Here is a 15626-nt window from a genome sequence, read left to right as displayed (position 1 = left end):
ATGGGTGCTTGCGGCAAGCTTGCCCGCTGCCGCGGGATCGCCGGCAATAGCCGGCTCCCACATGCCCGGCAATAGCCGGCTCCCACATGCCCTCGCAAGGGCCGGTGGTCAGACCGGCATGTATTCCTCAGCCAGCACCTTGGCGGGTTCCTGGAGGAAGTTGCCCTGGATGAAGTCCACGCCGCAGGCGAACAGCAGCGACGTGCTGACGGCGTCCTCGACCCACTCGGCCACCGTCTGCTTGCCGGAGGCGTGGCCTTCCTTGCAGATCTCGGCGATCTTCTTCTGGTTTTCCGGGTGCTGCGGAAGGTCGGTCATGAAGCTGCGGTCGATCTTCAGGAAGTCGACCTCGACGTGGTTCAGCAACTGGAACGAATTGAGGCCGGAGCCGAATTGCTCGATGGCGAAGCCGCCACCGGCCTGGCGCCAGCCTGCCACGAATTCCTGCGTGGGGCGCAGGCTGGTGAGCACCTTCGATTCCGGCATCTCGATGACGAGCTTGCTGCGGCGGAGATTGGCGCCCTGCAGGCGACGCACGAGCCAGGGCAGCAGATCCGGATCCTCGAGCGACTGCAGGGTCATCTTCACGAAATAGGTGGTGGTCAGCCCGTCGTTCTCGCGGTGCACGAGTGCATCGATGGCGTGTCCCAGCACCCAGCGGTCGATGGCGGGCAGCAGGCCGTTGCGCTCGGCGACGGGGAAAAAGTACGACGGCAGCACGTCGCCCTTGGGGCCGCGCATGCGCACGAGGATCTCGTAGTGCTCGCCGGCTGCGTCCTGCAGGCTGATGATCTGCTGGTGGTAAAGCCGCAGGCCGTCCTGCGCCAGTGCCTCGCGAACGAGATCCAGCCAGTATTGCTCGCGTTCGGCGTCCGCCTTCTCGCGGGCGCTCGGGTCGTGCAGTTCCACGCGGTTGCCGCCCTGGTTCTGCGCGGCCCGCAGGGCAGCGCTGGCCTGCTCCAGCACCGTTTCGGTGTTGGCGTTCTTTTCGGCGAGCAGCGTGCCGCCGATGGTGACGGTGACCGTGAGCGAGCGCGAACCCGCGTCGAAAATGGTCTCCGCGATCGTCGTGCGAAGCCGCTCGGTGAGGGCGGCGTGTTCCAGGTCGCCGCGGGGCGACAGGATCAGGCCGAGCGTGTGGTCGCCGACGACGCCGGCGATGTCGTCTTCGTCGATGGATTCGCCCACTTTCGCGGCAAGCGCCGCGAGCAGATGGTCGGCATTGCCGATGCCGGCGTTCGCGACGATGTCCTTCCAGTTGTCCGGTTCGAGCAGGATCACCGCCTGGCCCGCGCGGCCGGCCGCCGCCGCGGCCACCGCCTGGTCGATGGATTCGAGCGTGCGCGCACGATTGAACAGGCCGGTGACCGGATCGCGCTGCAGCTGGGCCACCAGCGCGGCGTCGACGGTCTGCTGGCGGAACACGATCTGCAGGCAGGACTCGCCTTCGAAGGTGGCCTGCGCGAAGTCGACCATCGCCTTGAACGTGCCGCCGTCGTCGCGGCGGGCCAGCAGTTCCATGGCCTGCGGGACTTTCTCGCCTTTCGACAGCGCGCGCAGGGTGTTCTTGAACTCGTCGGCGTGGGTGCCGGCGATGAGGTCGAGGATGGGCAGGCCGATGATGTCGTCGAATTCGGCGAAGCCGAATGCTTCGAGGTATGCCTGATTGACGCGCACGTGCATGCCTTCGTGCACGTAGGCGATGGCGTCACGGGAGGAGTCGAGCAGGGCGTCGCAGCGGCGCTCCGTCTCGCGCAGCGAGGTTTCCAGGCGACGTACCTGCCGCCGGGTGGAAAGCGCCTCGAATTCGCGCTGGACCACGGCCAGCAGCTGGTCGGGCCGCTTGCGCAGCGCCACGCCGCGCGAGCCTCGCACCATGAGGTCGGCGACCGCCTCGTCGTCCGCCAGGCCATCCACCACGGCGATGAGGGCGAGGTCGCGGCCGCTGGCGTCGAGTTGGCGCATCACCGCCGCCGTGTCGATGCCGGGAACGGTCGGATTCATCAGCACGAGGTCAGGCACGCTCTCGTCGAGGCAGGCCTTGATCTCGTCCGGGTTGGTGGCCCGCGCGGGGCGCACCGCGATGCCGCCGTTGCGCAAGACGTTGATCAAGAGCTCGGCGTCTTCCACCGAGCTCTCGATGAAGAGGATCCTGATGACGTTGTCGTGTTTCATGCCGTTCCGAAGTACCGCTCGTCTATCCCGCGAACCGGCTGGCCGGTCCGTTCCCCCATAGCGCGGTCCGGACGGGGCGGCCCGACCGGATGACGTCCATACTAACGCGACTAACGCGCAAAATCGGTGATAGGTCGCTTGGCGGGATGGCCCTGGAGCTCACGTACCAGCCTGGGCACCAGGTAGCCGGGCAGGCGGGCGCGCAGGGCTTCCATCAGCCACAGGGCCCGGTCGTCGTCGACCTCGTAATGCGCCGCGCCCTGCACTTTGTCCAGCTGGTGCAGGTAATAGGGAAGCACCCCCGCCGCGAACGCTCGTTCCGCCAGCGCCGTCTGGGTATTCACGTCGTCGTTCACGCCCCGAAGGAGCACGGCCTGGTTGAGCAGGCTGGCGCCCGCAGCCCGCAGGCGTGCGCAGGCGGCGTCCACGCCCTCGTCGAACTCGTTCGCGTGGTTGGCGTGCAGGACCACCACCTTCTGCAAGGGCAGGGCGGCAAGCCACGCCGTGAAGGCTTCGTCGATGCGCTCGGGCAGCACCACCGGCAGGCGGGTGTGGATGCGCAGCCGGACCACATGGGGCAGCTCGGCCAGCCCCCGGGTCAGTTCCTCGAGCTTGTGCGTGGCCAGAGAGAGAGGGTCGCCGCCCGAGAGGATGATCTCGCGGATCGAGGTGTCGGCCCGCACGTGGGCCAGGGCCTCGCGCCACTGCGCGGCCGCGGCGATTTCCTCCGCGTACGGGAAGTGACGGCGGAAGCAGTAGCGGCAGTTCACGGCACAGCTGCCGCTGGCGATCAGCAAGGCGCGGCCGTCGTACTTGTGCAGCACGCCGTGCCCGGTACGGGAGGCCATGTCGCCCACCGCGTCCACGGTGTAGCCCGGGCGGGTCTCGTGTTCCGCGGCGCGGGGGAGGACCTGCAGCAGCAACGGGTCGGTGGGATCGCCCTGGCGCATGCGCGCCACGAAACCGCGGGGGACCCGCAGCGGGAAGCCCGCGTCATCGGCCGGGAGAAGGTCGGCGCGGTGGGTCAGGCCGACAGCGGCCAGGAGTTCACGGGCGTCGGTAATCGATTCCCGCCAGAGCTCGCGCCAGTCCCGGGAGGGCGGCGATAGGCGGGAGGAGGGGCTTGCGGTTATCATTATGGACCTTGGATCGGGCCCGGAGGCCCGTGACAACCCCTATTTTAGCTCTGGAGCAGATTCGCATGGCGACCCTTGGCCTCAATGACGTCAAAACGGGCAAGAAGATCCTTCACAACGGCGATCCGTGGGTCATCACCGAGGCGGACTTCATCAAGCCGGGCAAGGGCCAGGCGTTCACCCGCATCCGCATCCGCAACCTCAAGGACGGCCGCACCACCGAGCAGACGCTGAAGTCCAGCGACTCCTTCGAGGAAGCCGATGCCGTCGACACCGATGCCAGCTTCTCCTACGTGGAAGGCACCGGCAACGACCGCGAGTGGGTGTTCATGCACTCCGAAACCTTCGAGCAGTACCGCGCCAACCTGGCGGCCATGGGCGATGCCTGGAAGTGGCTGAAGGGCGACGAGGAATGCGTCATCACCCTCTTCAACGGCAACATCATCGCGGTGCAGGCGCCGAAGTTCGTCGAGCTGAAGATCGTCGAGACCGACCCCGGCGTCCGCGGTGACACCTCGGGCGGCGGTGGCAAGCCGGCCACGCTGGAAACGGGTGCCGTGGTCCGCGTGCCGCTCTTCGTCAACCAGGACGAAGTGATCAAGGTCGATACCCGCACCGGCGAGTACGACAGCCGCGTCAAGTAAGGCCTGCAGTTAGCTCCTCGCTTGCGGCACGGCGCCCCTTGGGAGCCGTGCCGCTTTCGCATTGAGGCTCCCGAATTCCCCACCGAGAGGCCCCGGATGAGTGCCAGCCCCATCGACATCGATCTCCTCGTGGAAGCCCGTTGGGTCGTCCCCGTCGAGCCGCACGCCGTGGTCCTCGACGATCATGCCGTCGCCGTGCAGGGAGGCGAGATCGTCGCCGTCCTGCCGATCGCCGACGCCCGCGCCGCCTATGCGCCGCGAGAGCGCGTCGTCCTCGACGAACACGCGCTCATCCCGGGACTGATCAACGCGCACACGCACAATCCCATGACCCTGCTGCGCGGCCTCGCCGACGACATGCCGCTGATGACCTGGCTGCAGGAGCACATCTGGCCGGCCGAAGGCCGTGTGATGGGGCCTGACTTCATTCGCGACGGCGTGGAACTGGCCGTGGCGGAAATGATCCGCGGCGGCACCACGTGCGCCAACGAAAACTACTTCTTCCCCGACGTGATCGCGGCCACCTACCGGGCCATGGGCTTCCGCGCGGTGATCGGCCTGCCGGTGATCGACTTCCCCACGGCCTGGGCCAAGACATCCGACGAGTACTTCAGCCGCGCGCTCGAAGTGCACGACAGCCTGCGCGGCGAGCCGCTGCTCACCACGGCCTTCGTGCCGCACGCGCCGTACACGGTGTCCGACGAGAACTTCGAACGCATTCGCATGCTGGCCGACCAGCTCGATATTCCCGTGCACCTGCACACGCACGAAACCGCGCACGAAGTGGAAGAGGCCGTGGCGAAGGACGGCATCCGGCCGTTCCAGCGCCTGCAGAAGCTCGGGCTCGTGAACGACCGGCTCGTGGCCGTGCACATGACCCAGCTCACCGACGCGGAAATCGCGGCCTGCGCGAAAGCCGGGGTGTCGGTGGTGCATTGCCCTGAGTCCAATCTCAAGCTCGCGTCCGGTTTCTGCCCGGCCGAGAAACTGCGCGCGGCCGGTGTGAACGTGTGCATCGGCACCGACGGCTGCGCCTCGAACAACGACCTCGACATGTTCGGCGAGATGCGCACGGCGGCCCTGCTGGCCAAGGCCGTGGCGGGCGACGCGGCGGCGTTCGATGCGGCGTATGCCTTGCGCGCCGCCACCCTCAACGGCGCCATGGCGATCGGTCTTGGCGAGCGGGTCGGGTCGATCGAGCCCGGCAAGCGGGCCGACCTCACCGCCGTGCGTCTCGACGCGCTGGAAACGCAGCCGCTCTACCATGTGGCGTCGCAGCTCGTGTACGCCACGGGCCGGCACCAGGTCAGCGACGTCTGGATCGACGGGCGGCGCAAGCTCGCCTCCGGCGAACTCGTCGACATCGATACCGCCGCCATCCGCGCCAAGGCGCGCGCATGGCGGGAACGCATCGCCGCGGAGGACGCAGCATGAACGAACCCTTGCATCTCTACCTCGTGCTTGCCATGCGCACGCCCGACTTCCAGCCGGAGGCCGGCGAGAGCCACAAGGCCTTCCTGGAAGACCTGATCGAACAGGATCTGCTCGAACTCACGGGGCCGTTCACGGACGGCACCGGTGGTGCCTACATCCTGCGCGCCACGGATCTCGCCACCGCCACGCAGCTTGCGCACAGCGACCCGCTGCATATCACCGGCTCGTCCACCCTCACGGTGCACGAGTGGCGCGTGCGCCGTCCAGGCAGAAAGGACTGACCATCATGCAGAACCAGTCGAATGTCAGCGCGGAGGAAATCGCCCGCTTCGAGAAGCTCGCCGCACGCTGGTGGGATCCGGACGGCGAATCGCGTCCGCTGCACGACCTGAACCCGGTACGCGCCGCGTACATTGCCGGCCACGCCGAACTGCGTGGCAGGAAGGTGGTGGACGTGGGCTGCGGCGGCGGCCTGCTCAGCGAAGCGCTGGCGCGCGCGGGAGCGAACGTCACGGCGATCGACCTCGGCGAGAAGCTGATCCAGATCGCGAAGCTGCACCTCTTCGAATCGAACCTGCAGGTGGATTACCGCGTGCAGTCGTCGACGGAACTCGCGGAAGCCGAGGCCGGCTCCTTCGACGTCGTCTGCTGCATGGAGATGATCGAGCATGTGCCCGATCCGCTGGCCCTCGTACGCGACCTCTCGGCCATGCTCAAGCCGGGCGGGCAGCTGTTCCTTTCCACGCTGAACCGCACGCCCGCCGCATTCGGTGCCGCCATCGTGGGCGCGGAATACCTCATGCGCCTGCTGCCGCGCGGCACGCACCATTACGCGCAGTTCCTGAAGCCTTCCGAGGTGGCGGCGATGCTGCGTCGTTTCGGGCTGGAACTCGAAGATCTGCAAGGCCTGGCTTACAATCCGCTCACGCGCAACGCGTCGCTGTCGCCGAACACCTCGGTGAACTACGTGCTCTCGGCGAGGAAGGCGGCATGAGCGGTCTGCCGTTCAAGCCGGAAGGCGCGTTCTTCGATCTCGACGGCACGCTTCTGGACAGCGCGCAGGACCTCTATGCGGCGCTGCGCGTACTGTGCGCAGAGCAGGGCGTCGAGCCTCCGGCATACGAGCGCGTGCGCCCCGTGGTCTCGCGTGGATCGCGGGCCATCATCGGCAGCGGTTTTCCGGGAGCGAACGCCGACGACATCCTGAAGCTGGTGCCGCGCTACCTCGCCATCTACGAGGCAGCCATGGCCGAGGGAACCGTGCCCTTCGAAGGCGTCGAGGCGATGCTGGCCGGGCTCGAGGCCGCAGGCATCCGCTGGGGCATCGTCACCAACAAACCGGGATTTCTCACCGACGCCTTGCTGCCGCAGGCGATGCCGCACTGGAAGCCCGCCGCGGTGGTCTCCGGCGATACGCTGCCGGTGAAGAAGCCGGACCCGGCGCCCGTACTGCACGCTTGCGCGCTGGCGGGGTGCGATCCGTCGCGCTCGGTTTTCGTGGGCGACGACCGCCGCGACATCCTCGCCGGCAATGCGGCGGGCATGTTCACCGTGGCGGTTCGCTGGGGTTACCTGGATGGCGGCGATCCCGACAGCTGGGGCGCCGATGCGGTTCTCGACACGGCCGACGAACTGGCCGCCCTGCTGGGCGTGGGCGAGGTTCCGGCGTGACCGACGGTGCCACCCAGGGTTTCGTGGACAAATGGCTGGCGGTACAGCCGCAGCAGCGGGTCGCGCTTGGCTTCGTCGACGAAAGCGTGCGCGACCAGCGCGTCGCGTTGGCCGCGCTGGAACAGGAGATCGTGGCGTCGGCTTACGGCATTCGCGAGCCACAGGTCGCCGCGGCCAAGCTGCAATGGTGGGCGGAGGAACTCGCCGGAGCCCCGGCGAGCGGCGGCAGGCACCCGCTCACGAAGGTGCTGTTCGCCGGCGAAAGGGCACGCGCACTTCCGGGTGCCCTGTGGCTCGCCCCGGTGCTCGCGGCCATGGCTCAGCTGGAGGAGGGCACCGCGTCCGACTTCGCGTCCCAGGTCGCCGCTTCCAGGGGCCTGCACGGTGCCATGGCCGAACTGGAGAACGCGTGGTGGTTCGGCGAGTCCGCGCCGACGGAATCCGCCGCACGCATCGCCACGCTCTCGCACCTCGTCTTCGCGCTGTCGCGCCTGGAACTCGATGCGGAGCGCGAGCGCCTGCCGCTGCCGATGGCCCGGCTGGCCCGCCATGCCCTGGCGCGCGGGCAGCTGAAGGAGGATTCTCCGGCCCGTCGCGAGGCCCTGCGCGAACAGCTGGGGGAGCTGGCGGGCGGTCTGCGGGGCGCGCTGGCGCTCGGCGAGCCCCTGAGCACCTTCCGCGGCCTGGAGGGGCGCACGGCGCTGGCCACGGCCGCCGCGGCCGCCAGGGCGGGGGAACCTTTCACGGAGTTGCATCGCCGGCAGTCCCGCTCCGGGCCCATGACGGCGATCCGCGCCTGGCTTTCGGCCCGGCATGCAGGTCGATTTGGCTGAACGCACCGTTTCCCGGCACTAAGCATTGAGCCCGTTCCACCGATACCCCATGTCGGTCACGGTAAGCCGGTCAATGGCACGTCCCTAAGGATCCTTTCCCCGATGTACATCCACGACTCTCCCACCCGCCTGCTGCCCGATGTCGCCTCGCAGGAGCACGCCCTGGCCATCGGCACCCTCGACTGGGTGGGCATGGATGGCATGGAAATGCCCGTGGCGTTCGACGCCGGCGACGGCGACGTGCGCTCCACCGGCGCCCGCGTGGGCGCCTTCGTGAACCTGACGAAGCCAGAGGCGCGCGGCATCCACATGTCGCGGCTCTACCTGCTGGTGTCCGAAGCGCTGTCGTCGGGCCCGCTGACCTCGGCAGGCATCAGGGCACTGCTCGAATCGTTCCTCGCGTCGCACGACGGCCTGTCGGACCACGCGCGCCTCACCGTCGGTTTCGAACACCTGGTGCGGCGCCGCTCGCTGCGCAGCGACAACAGCGGCTGGCGCGCCTATCCGATCACGATCGACGCCACGCTCACCGGCAGCCAGTTCCGCATCGAGATCACCACCGACGTGGTGTATTCGTCCACCTGTCCCGCCTCGGCTGCGCTGTCCCGTCAGCTGATCCAGGACAATTTCGCGAAAACATTCGCTGCCGACCAGCCGCTGGATCGCGAGACGATCCTGGCCTGGCTGGGCACGGAGCAGGGCATCGTGGCCACGCCGCATGCCCAGCGCAGCACGGCCACCATTCGCGTGCGGCCGGCGGGCGACGGGGTCTTTCCGCTGATCGGCATGATCGACAACGTGGAAGCGGCCCTCGGCACGCCCGTGCAGACGGCCGTGAAGCGCGCCGACGAGCAGGCATTCGCCCTCGCCAACGGACAGAACCTCATGTTCTGCGAAGACGCGGCCCGGCGTATCCAGAAAGCGTTGTCGAGCGATCCGAACATCGCCGACTTCCACCTGCGGGTGGCGCACCACGAAAGCCTGCATCCGCACGACGCGGTGGCCTTCGCATCCAAGGTCCGCTGAAAGGCCACTGTGGGAGCCGGCTATGCCGGCGATCCCGCGGCAGCGGGCTAGGTCGTCGCGAGCACCCATCGCCGCTGAAGCGGCTCCCACACAGAGCTCGCTTGCCCCACGCGACGAGGCCTTGTGAGCGAGGCTTTCTGTTGATGAGGGCCTTCTGTGGGAGCCGGCTTCGCCGGCGATCCCGCGGCAGCGGGCAGTCTTGCCGCGAGCACTCACATAAGGTGTTCTATCGAATTCCCGGCAGCAGCAGCGGGTCGAGCCGCACGTCGAACCAGTTGAACCCCCAGTGCACGTGGGGCCCCGTGGCCCGCCCGGTCATGCCCGCCGCTCCGATTACCTGGCCCTGACGAACGCGCTGGCCCACCTTCACGTCGATCCGCGAGAGGTGCAGGAAGTTCGACGACAGGCCGAATCCGTGGTCGAGCAGCAGCGTGCCGCCGGTGAGGTAGAGGTCGGGTTTGGCGAAGGTGACCACGCCGGCCGCCGGCGCCTTCACCGGTGTGCCCTCGGGCACGGCGATGTCCATGCCCGAATGCGGTGCCTTGGGATCGCCGTTGTAGATGCGCTGGTTGCCGAAGCGGCCGCTGATGCGGCCTGTCACCGGCCAGATGAACCCTTTCGCGAAATCTTCCCGTGCGTCGTCCCGACCGCGCGCGGCGACGACTTCGGCCTGCTCGCGCGCGATGCGGGCGGCGATGGCCGGCGGCGGGTTCACGGTTTTCGGCGGTACGCCGTTCACCCGCTCCACCGGCCAGTCGCGCGGGGTGACGACCAGACGCCGACGATCGCTGCCGATGGCGACGTCGACGGGGCCTTGCTCGTCCCTTCCGACGCCGAAGACGAACACGCCGTCGGAGCCCACGCGCACCGGTTTGCCTGCCACGGTCACATGTTGGCCGGGCGTGGCGTGCCCGACCACCAGCGCGCCCTGGGAGACGCTTTCAGGCAGCGGGGCGGTGCTGGCGAGGGCGGAAGCGGACAACAGGAGCGCGGCGAGCGCGCTTGAGAATGTCCTCATCGATCGAAGGCCAACCGCTGGCCGCGAACCGTGTCGTCCACCGTCGTGCCGTCGAACACGCGGCGTCCGTTGACGAAGGTCGATGCAATGCTGCTGCTGAACGTGGTGCCTTCGAACGGCGACCACCCACATTTGGACAGCACCTCGTCGCGAGTGACGGTGTGCTTGCGCTTCGGGTCCACCAGGACGAGGTCGGCGGCATAGCCTTCGCGGAGGAAGCCACGGTTCGCCACGTCGAACAGCTTCGCCGGCGCGTGGCATACGGTTTCGACCACGCGTTCGAGCGTGAGCTTGCCTTCGAACACCCGCTCGAGCGCCGCCTGCAGGGCGAACTGCACGAGGGGAAGGCCGGAGGGTGCCTTGTCGTACTTCTGCTCCTTTTCTTCGAGCAGGTGCGGCGCATGATCGGTGGCGAGCACGTCGAGACGGCCTTCGGCCAACGCCTTCGTGATCGCCTCCCGGTCGGCTTCGTCCTTGATTGCCGGGTTGCACTTGATGAGAAAACCCTTCTCGTCGTAATCGGCCTTGCCGCCGAAATGCAGGAAGTGCACGCAGGTTTCGGCCGTGATCCGCTTGCCTTCGATCGGGCCCGGCTCGAACAGGGCCAGTTCGTCGGCGGTGGAGATGTGCAGGACGTGGAGCCGGGTGTTGTGTTTCTTCGCCAGAGATATCGCGAGACGCGTCGACTTGATGCAGGCTTCGCGCGACCGGATGTGCGGATGTTCCCAGGCGGGAATGTCCTCGCCGTACTTCTCGTGCGCCTTGGCGAGGTTGGCGTCGATCATCGGCGTGTCTTCGCAGTGCGTGATGATGGGCGTGGGCGCGTCGCGGAAGATGTGGTCGAGCGTTTCCGGATTGTCCACCAGCATGTTGCCCGTGGATGCACCCATGAACACCTTGATGCCGGGCGCGCTCTTCGGGTCGAGCGCACGGATGGCCTCGAGGTTGTCGTTGCTGGCACCGAGGTAGAAGGCGTAGTTCACCACCGAGGTTTCCGCTGCCCGGGTGTACTTCGCTTCCAGCGATTCGCGGTCGAGCGCGGGCGGCTTCGTGTTCGGCATTTCCATGAAGCTGGTGATGCCGCCGGCGGCACAGGCGCGCGATTCGTGCGCGATGTCGGCTTTCTGGGTGAGGCCGGGTTCGCGGAAGTGCACCTGGTCGTCGATCATGCCGGGCATCAGCCAGAGACCCGTGGCATCGATAACCTGTTCGTCACGGTTTCTTTCCAGCCCCTGCGAGATCGTTTCGATTTTTCCGTCGCGCACGCGGACGTCCGCGATGAAGCGTCGGCCTTCGTTGATCAGTTCCGCGTTCTGGATGAGCCAGGCGTCAGTCATGGGTATGTACTCCTTGGGCGCCGCAGCGGCGCAGTACGAAGTGTTCCGGCACGGGATCGAGACCGCCCTCGCACAGCGGCTGGCAGCGCAGGATGCGCCACGCAGCGAGGATGCCGCCGCGCGCGGGCCCGAAGCGCGCTATGGCAACCCGTGCATAATCGGAACAGGATGGATGGAAGCGGCAGCGCGCCCCGAGCATCGGGCTCAGCCACCGCTTGTAGAGGGACAGCAGGAATAGGAGGAGGCGGGTCACTATGTGTCCGGTATCGACCGGTGCAGGCCAGCAGACAGTATCCCAGAAGATAGGTTGCTGGGGTAACGCATCTGGGCTATAACACCCCGCCGCCACGGCCACCGAGGTGAAGGAAATGGCGAAAAACGCTCGTAGTTCCGCAACCGCCAAGGGAGCCGCCAAGAAGGGCGGAGCCGGCGACGTGAAGAAAGCCAAGACGGTAGCGGTCACGAAGACGACCAAGGCACCGGCGAAGTCGCCGACGAAGGCGGCTTCCAAGGCCGCTCCGAAGAAGGCGGCCCCTGCGCCGGCGAAGAAGGCCGTGGCCAAATCGGCAGCGAAGACGCCCGCGAAGGCGGCTCCTGCCAAGAAAGCGCCTGCAAAGGCTCCGGTAAAGGCTGCCGCGCCGAAGCCCGCCGCGAAACCCATCGCGAAGGCAGCGGGCAAAGCAGCACCGGCCGTGGCCAGGAAGGCGGCGCCCGCCGCCGCGAAGAAGGCCCCCGCAGCCCCGGTAAAGACAGCTGCTCCGGCGCCGGCGCCGGCAGCGAAGAAAACCGCAACGGCCACCCCCGTCGCCGCGTCCCCCACGGGCCGCACGGCATCGGCCGTCGCCACCGCGCCACCACGGACAGCGTCCGCGGTGGGCGGCGCCACCCCATCCAGAAACGAGAAGTCCGCGCAAGCCAGCATGAACAGTACTGCCTCCCATACCGCCGACAACGGCATCACGCGCGAAGACGGCCGCTATGCGCTGCCCGCTTCCACCATCATCGACCTGCCCAAGGGTTACCGGCCGAGCGACGACGAGGAGTACATGAATCCTCGCCACCTCGCCTATTTCCGCAACAAGCTCAAGGAATGGCGCGAGCAACTGGTGGAAGAATCCCGCCAGACCATGGACAACCTCCGCGAAGAAGTCCGCGACGTGGGCGACGAAGCCGAGCGCGCCACGCGCGAGACCGAAAACTCGCTCGAACTGCGCACCCGCGACCGCTACCGCAAGCTCATTTCCAAGATCGACAAGGCCCTGCGCCGCATCGAGGAAGGCCGGTACGGCTACTGCGAGGAAACCGACGAAGAAATCGGCGTCGATCGTCTCGATGCCCGCCCCATCGCCACGTTGTCCCTGGATGCCCAGGAGCGCCGCGAGCACCTGCAGAAGCAGATGGGCGACTGAACCCGCCGTTCCCGGCACCCGGAACCGAAAAGCCCCGCGATGCGGGGCTTTTTTGTTCGTGATGTCCCTGGTGACTGTGGGAGCCGCTTCAGCGGCGATCCCGCGGCAGCGGGCACACTTGCCGCAAGCATCCATCGCCGCTGAAGCGGCTCCCACACAGGGCGGTCGGGCTATTTCGCGACCAACGCCGCCGCGGCGTATGCCTTCAACTTCGCCAGCATCGCCGCCAGGCCGTTCGAGCGGGTGGGGGAGAGGTGCTTCGCCAGGCCGATCTCCTGGATGAAGGCGGGCTCCGTTTCCACGATCTCCCGCGCGGAGCGATCCGAATACACGCGCAGCACCAGCGCGATCAATCCCGACACGATCGCGGAATCGCTCGCTGCGTCGAAATGCATCCGCGAGGCGTCGCCGGAGGGGATCAGCCACACCATGGACTGGCAGCCGTGCACACGGTTCTCTTCCGTCTTGCGCTCGTCCGGGAAGGGGGGCAACTGGCGCCCCAGGTCGATGAGGTACTGGTAACGCTCGGTCCAGTCGCCGAAGAACGCGAATTCCTCGGCGATCGCCGCCTGGGCCTCCGCTGCGCTCGTTTCCACCGGTGCGTTCATGCCTTCACCACGCTCCAGCGCGTGCCCTGGGCGCTGTCTTCGATGGCGATACCCAGTTCCTTGAGCTGGTCGCGAATGGCGTCGGAGCGCGCGAAGTCCTTCGCCGCCCGAGCTGCCTTGCGCTCCTCCAGAAGCGCTTCGATGGCATCGGCGTCGATCGCTTCGCCGGTGTTGCCCTGGCGGAACCAGACTTCGGGATCTTGCTGGAGCAGGCCCAGGAGAGCGCCACCGCCGAGGAGGGCGGCCTTCGCGGCGGGGCGCTCATCGCCCGTGGCGCGACGGGCGGCGTCTGCCAGGTGCGACAGTTCGGCCAGGGCCTGCGGGGTATTGAGGTCGTCGCACAGCGCCGCTTCCACCGCCGCCGGCACGGTCGGCTCGCTCGCCTCCACATGGGCCATGTCGCGCAGCGCGCCGTACCAGCCGTCCAGCGTGCGCACGGCCTGCGTCATGGCGGCATCGGACCAGTCCAGCGGCTGCCGGTAATGGCCGCGCAGCAACATCAGGCGCAATGCTTCGCCCGGATGCTTCCGGAGCAGCTCGTGCAGCTGAAGCACGTTGCCCAGCGACTTCGACATCTTCCGCCCGTCGAAGGTCAGCATGCCGTTGTGCAGCCAGTACCGGGCGAACGGACGCCCGCCGTGGGCACAGACGCTCTGGGCGATCTCGTTCTCGTGGTGCGGGAAAGTGAGGTCCACGCCGCCGGCATGGATGTCGATGGTGTCGCCCAGATGGGCTTCGCTCATGGCCGAGCACTCGATGTGCCAGCCCGGCCGGCCGCGGCCCCAGGGGCTGTCCCAGCCAGGCTGCGTGGCGTCCGAAGGTTTCCAGAGGACGAAATCCCCCGGGCTTTTCTTGTAGGGCGCCACTTCCACACGGGCACCGGCCAGCAGTTCGTCGGGATCGCGACCCGAGAGGGCGCCGTAGGCCGGGAAAGACTCGACGTGGAACAGCACGTGCCCCTGTGCCTCGTAGGCATGGCCGCCGGCGATGAGCCGCTCGATCATGGCCACGATCTGCGGAATGTGCGCCGTGGCGTGCGGCTCCACGTCCGGGGGGGCGACACCGAGACGCGCGATGTCCTCGCGGTACGCCTGGGCGTAGCGTTCGGTGATCTGGGCGATGGGCACCCCGGCCTCGGCCGCGGCCGCATTGATCTTGTCGTCCACGTCGGTGATGTTGCGGGCGAAGACGAGCTTCGGGTAATGCCGGCGGATGAGGCGGGCGAGCACATCGAAAACGACGGCCGGGCGGGCATTGCCGATATGGATGTAGTTGTAGACCGTGGGCCCGCAGAGGTACATCGTCACCCGCTCGGGATCGAGCGGAACGAACGCCTCCGTGCGGCGCGACAAGGTGTTGTAAAGCGAGATCGGCATCGGCAGTCCGTGAGTGCTGCGGGGGTGCAAGTGTCCAGCCCGGGATAGTACCAAGGGAGGCCGGGGAAACGGCCCACGCGCGGGCGCGGATTTGGTTGACAAGATCACACATCATACGCCCGGGCTTTCTAAGCGTGGATTCAGCGTGAACTTGCTGAAATGCATGCCAGTAGGCGCGCTCTTGCGCCTGGCTGGAGGTTCTCCTACATGTCTCGCCTGCTTATCCCCGCGCTCGTTCTCGCGGTCTTCGCTACCGGTGCCCAAGCCCAGGACGGTCGATATGGTCCTCCGGGTCCGGGCCCCGACGACAACACCCATTACGGGTGGGCCGACGTGCTCCGCGTGGATCCCGTCTACGGCGTCGCCCGCGTCGAAACCCCGCGTCAGGAATGCTACGACCAGCCGGTGGTTCGCCAGGAGTCCAGCGGCAACAGCACGGCGGGCACCATCCTCGGCGCCGTCGTCGGTGGCGTGCTGGGCAACACCGTTGGCAAGGGCGACGGCCGCAAGGCCGCCACCGTGGCCGGCGCGGTCGCCGGCGGTGCCGTGGGCAACAGCATTTCCCACCGTGGCGACCGGACCTACGAAGGCACCGAAACCCGCTGCCGCGACGTCAGCACGGTCTCCGAACAGCGCCGCATCGCCGGCTACGACGTGGAATACCGCTACCGCGGCGAGGTCTACGTGTCCCGCCTCAACTACGACCCGGGCGAACGCCTGCGCGTCCGCGTGAGCGTCTCCCCCGCCGATTGAGCGGGGGGAGGCAGGGAGGCAGCCTGTGGGAGCAACTGTCTTTTTCGGAAGCCCTCCCAAGCACAGAGGTTTCCCACAGGAATGCGAGCTTTGTGTGGGAGCCGCTTAAGCGGCGATCCCGCGGAAGCGGGCAATCTTGCAGCGAGCACCCATCGCCGCTAAAGCGGCTCCCACACACAGCCGGCCGCCTTGCCCCCTGTTGCGCG

16 protein-coding genes are annotated in these 15626 nt (G+C 67.6%); 9 read left to right on the top strand and 7 right to left on the bottom strand.

Annotation, left to right across the window (positions count from 1 at the left end; genetic code table 11):
* Positions 1-108 precede the first annotated feature (108 nt).
* Positions 109-2175: an EAL domain-containing response regulator gene (locus HBF26_RS02935; protein WP_167122867.1), complete on the bottom strand. Its 2067-nt coding sequence runs from the start codon at positions 2173-2175 to the stop codon at positions 109-111.
* 110 nt (positions 2176-2285) lie between these two features.
* A complete protein-coding gene (gene epmB / locus HBF26_RS02930; protein ID WP_167122865.1) occupies positions 2286-3311 on the bottom strand; it encodes an EF-P beta-lysylation protein EpmB in 1026 nt (341 codons plus the stop codon).
* Between the two features lie 65 nt (positions 3312-3376).
* Between epmB and efp the strand changes: the two genes are divergently transcribed.
* From efp to folE2, 7 genes are all read left to right on the top strand, one after another.
* Positions 3377-3955: an elongation factor P gene (gene efp, locus HBF26_RS02925; protein ID WP_167122863.1), complete on the top strand. Its 579-nt coding sequence runs from the start codon at positions 3377-3379 to the stop codon at positions 3953-3955.
* 96 nt (positions 3956-4051) lie between these two features.
* Positions 4052-5389: a TRZ/ATZ family hydrolase gene (locus HBF26_RS02920; protein WP_167122861.1), complete on the top strand. Its 1338-nt coding sequence runs from the start codon at positions 4052-4054 to the stop codon at positions 5387-5389.
* Entirely contained in the window at positions 5386-5670 is a 285-nt protein-coding gene (locus tag HBF26_RS02915; protein WP_167122859.1) for a YciI family protein, read from the top strand. The genes HBF26_RS02920 and HBF26_RS02915 overlap by 4 nt, the downstream gene beginning before the upstream one ends.
* Positions 5671-5675: 5 nt before the next feature.
* The gene (gene ubiG / locus HBF26_RS02910; RefSeq protein WP_167122857.1) at positions 5676-6383 is read left to right on the top strand and encodes a bifunctional 2-polyprenyl-6-hydroxyphenol methylase/3-demethylubiquinol 3-O-methyltransferase UbiG; all 708 of its coding nucleotides are present in this window, start codon (positions 5676-5678) and stop codon (positions 6381-6383) included.
* Entirely contained in the window at positions 6380-7060 is a 681-nt protein-coding gene (locus HBF26_RS02905; protein ID WP_167122854.1) for an HAD family hydrolase, read from the top strand. The genes ubiG and HBF26_RS02905 overlap by 4 nt, the downstream gene beginning before the upstream one ends.
* Positions 7057-7893 (top strand): squalene/phytoene synthase family protein, encoded by an 837-nt coding sequence (locus HBF26_RS02900; RefSeq protein WP_167122852.1) that lies wholly within the window; start codon positions 7057-7059, stop codon positions 7891-7893. Before HBF26_RS02905 ends, HBF26_RS02900 begins: the two co-directional genes overlap by 4 nt.
* Positions 7894-7995: 102 nt before the next feature.
* Entirely contained in the window at positions 7996-8919 is a 924-nt protein-coding gene (folE2, locus tag HBF26_RS02895) for a GTP cyclohydrolase FolE2 (RefSeq protein WP_167122850.1), read from the top strand.
* Positions 8920-9145: 226 nt separating this feature from the next.
* Here folE2 and HBF26_RS02890 read toward each other — a convergent pair whose 3' ends face one another.
* The 3 genes from HBF26_RS02890 to yidD are packed head-to-tail and all read right to left on the bottom strand — an operon-like array spanning position 9146 to position 11473.
* Positions 9146-9937 carry a M23 family metallopeptidase gene (locus tag HBF26_RS02890; protein WP_167122849.1) on the bottom strand — a complete coding sequence of 264 codons (792 nt, stop codon included), beginning with the start codon at positions 9935-9937 and terminating at the stop codon, positions 9146-9148.
* The gene (locus HBF26_RS02885; protein ID WP_167122847.1) at positions 9934-11274 is read right to left on the bottom strand and encodes a dihydroorotase; all 1341 of its coding nucleotides are present in this window, start codon (positions 11272-11274) and stop codon (positions 9934-9936) included. The genes HBF26_RS02890 and HBF26_RS02885 overlap by 4 nt, the downstream gene beginning before the upstream one ends.
* The gene (gene yidD / locus HBF26_RS19485; protein ID WP_240151199.1) at positions 11267-11473 is read right to left on the bottom strand and encodes a membrane protein insertion efficiency factor YidD; all 207 of its coding nucleotides are present in this window, start codon (positions 11471-11473) and stop codon (positions 11267-11269) included. Before yidD ends, HBF26_RS02885 begins: the two co-directional genes overlap by 8 nt.
* A 169-nt stretch (positions 11474-11642) precedes the next feature.
* Between yidD and dksA the strand changes: the two genes are divergently transcribed.
* The gene (gene dksA / locus HBF26_RS19930; RefSeq protein WP_167122845.1) at positions 11643-12683 is read left to right on the top strand and encodes an RNA polymerase-binding protein DksA; all 1041 of its coding nucleotides are present in this window, start codon (positions 11643-11645) and stop codon (positions 12681-12683) included.
* Between the two features lie 170 nt (positions 12684-12853).
* On the opposite strand, the gene HBF26_RS02870 is transcribed toward dksA, so the two are convergent.
* Entirely contained in the window at positions 12854-13291 is a 438-nt protein-coding gene (locus HBF26_RS02870) for a SufE family protein (RefSeq protein ID WP_167122843.1), read from the bottom strand.
* Positions 13288-14667 carry a cysteine--tRNA ligase gene (gene cysS, locus HBF26_RS02865; RefSeq protein ID WP_167122841.1) on the bottom strand — a complete coding sequence of 460 codons (1380 nt, stop codon included), beginning with the start codon at positions 14665-14667 and terminating at the stop codon, positions 13288-13290. Before cysS ends, HBF26_RS02870 begins: the two co-directional genes overlap by 4 nt.
* Positions 14668-14874: 207 nt before the next feature.
* Between cysS and HBF26_RS02860 the strand changes: the two genes are divergently transcribed.
* Entirely contained in the window at positions 14875-15420 is a 546-nt protein-coding gene (locus tag HBF26_RS02860) for a glycine zipper 2TM domain-containing protein (RefSeq protein ID WP_167026125.1), read from the top strand.
* Positions 15421-15626: the final 206 nt, after the last annotated feature.

Origin of the sequence: Luteibacter jiangsuensis, assembly GCF_011742555.1 — a bacterium.
GTDB lineage: Bacteria > Pseudomonadota > Gammaproteobacteria > Xanthomonadales > Rhodanobacteraceae > Luteibacter > Luteibacter jiangsuensis.
Note: the sequence above shows the minus strand (reverse complement) of the source record. Positions and strands in the feature narration are given on the sequence as shown.

Excerpts from the sequence above, each read along its gene's own strand:
- HBF26_RS02935 (WP_167122867.1), bottom strand. The coding sequence starts at position 2,175 with ATGAAACACGACAACGTCATCAGGATCCTCTTCATCGAGAGCTCGGTG.
- epmB (WP_167122865.1), bottom strand. The coding sequence starts at position 3,311 with ATGATAACCGCAAGCCCCTCCTCCCGCCTATCGCCGCCCTCCCGGGAC.
- efp (WP_167122863.1), top strand. The coding sequence starts at position 3,377 with ATGGCGACCCTTGGCCTCAATGACGTCAAAACGGGCAAGAAGATCCTT.
- HBF26_RS02920 (WP_167122861.1), top strand. The coding sequence starts at position 4,052 with ATGAGTGCCAGCCCCATCGACATCGATCTCCTCGTGGAAGCCCGTTGG.
- HBF26_RS02915 (WP_167122859.1), top strand. The coding sequence starts at position 5,386 with ATGAACGAACCCTTGCATCTCTACCTCGTGCTTGCCATGCGCACGCCC.
- ubiG (WP_167122857.1), top strand. The coding sequence starts at position 5,676 with ATGCAGAACCAGTCGAATGTCAGCGCGGAGGAAATCGCCCGCTTCGAG.
- HBF26_RS02905 (WP_167122854.1), top strand. The coding sequence starts at position 6,380 with ATGAGCGGTCTGCCGTTCAAGCCGGAAGGCGCGTTCTTCGATCTCGAC.
- folE2 (WP_167122850.1), top strand. The coding sequence starts at position 7,996 with ATGTACATCCACGACTCTCCCACCCGCCTGCTGCCCGATGTCGCCTCG.
- HBF26_RS02890 (WP_167122849.1), bottom strand. The coding sequence starts at position 9,937 with ATGAGGACATTCTCAAGCGCGCTCGCCGCGCTCCTGTTGTCCGCTTCC.
- HBF26_RS02885 (WP_167122847.1), bottom strand. The coding sequence starts at position 11,274 with ATGACTGACGCCTGGCTCATCCAGAACGCGGAACTGATCAACGAAGGC.
- yidD (WP_240151199.1), bottom strand. The coding sequence starts at position 11,473 with ATGCTCGGGGCGCGCTGCCGCTTCCATCCATCCTGTTCCGATTATGCA.
- dksA (WP_167122845.1), top strand. The coding sequence starts at position 11,643 with ATGGCGAAAAACGCTCGTAGTTCCGCAACCGCCAAGGGAGCCGCCAAG.
- HBF26_RS02870 (WP_167122843.1), bottom strand. The coding sequence starts at position 13,291 with ATGAACGCACCGGTGGAAACGAGCGCAGCGGAGGCCCAGGCGGCGATC.
- cysS (WP_167122841.1), bottom strand. The coding sequence starts at position 14,667 with ATGCCGATCTCGCTTTACAACACCTTGTCGCGCCGCACGGAGGCGTTC.
- HBF26_RS02860 (WP_167026125.1), top strand. The coding sequence starts at position 14,875 with ATGTCTCGCCTGCTTATCCCCGCGCTCGTTCTCGCGGTCTTCGCTACC.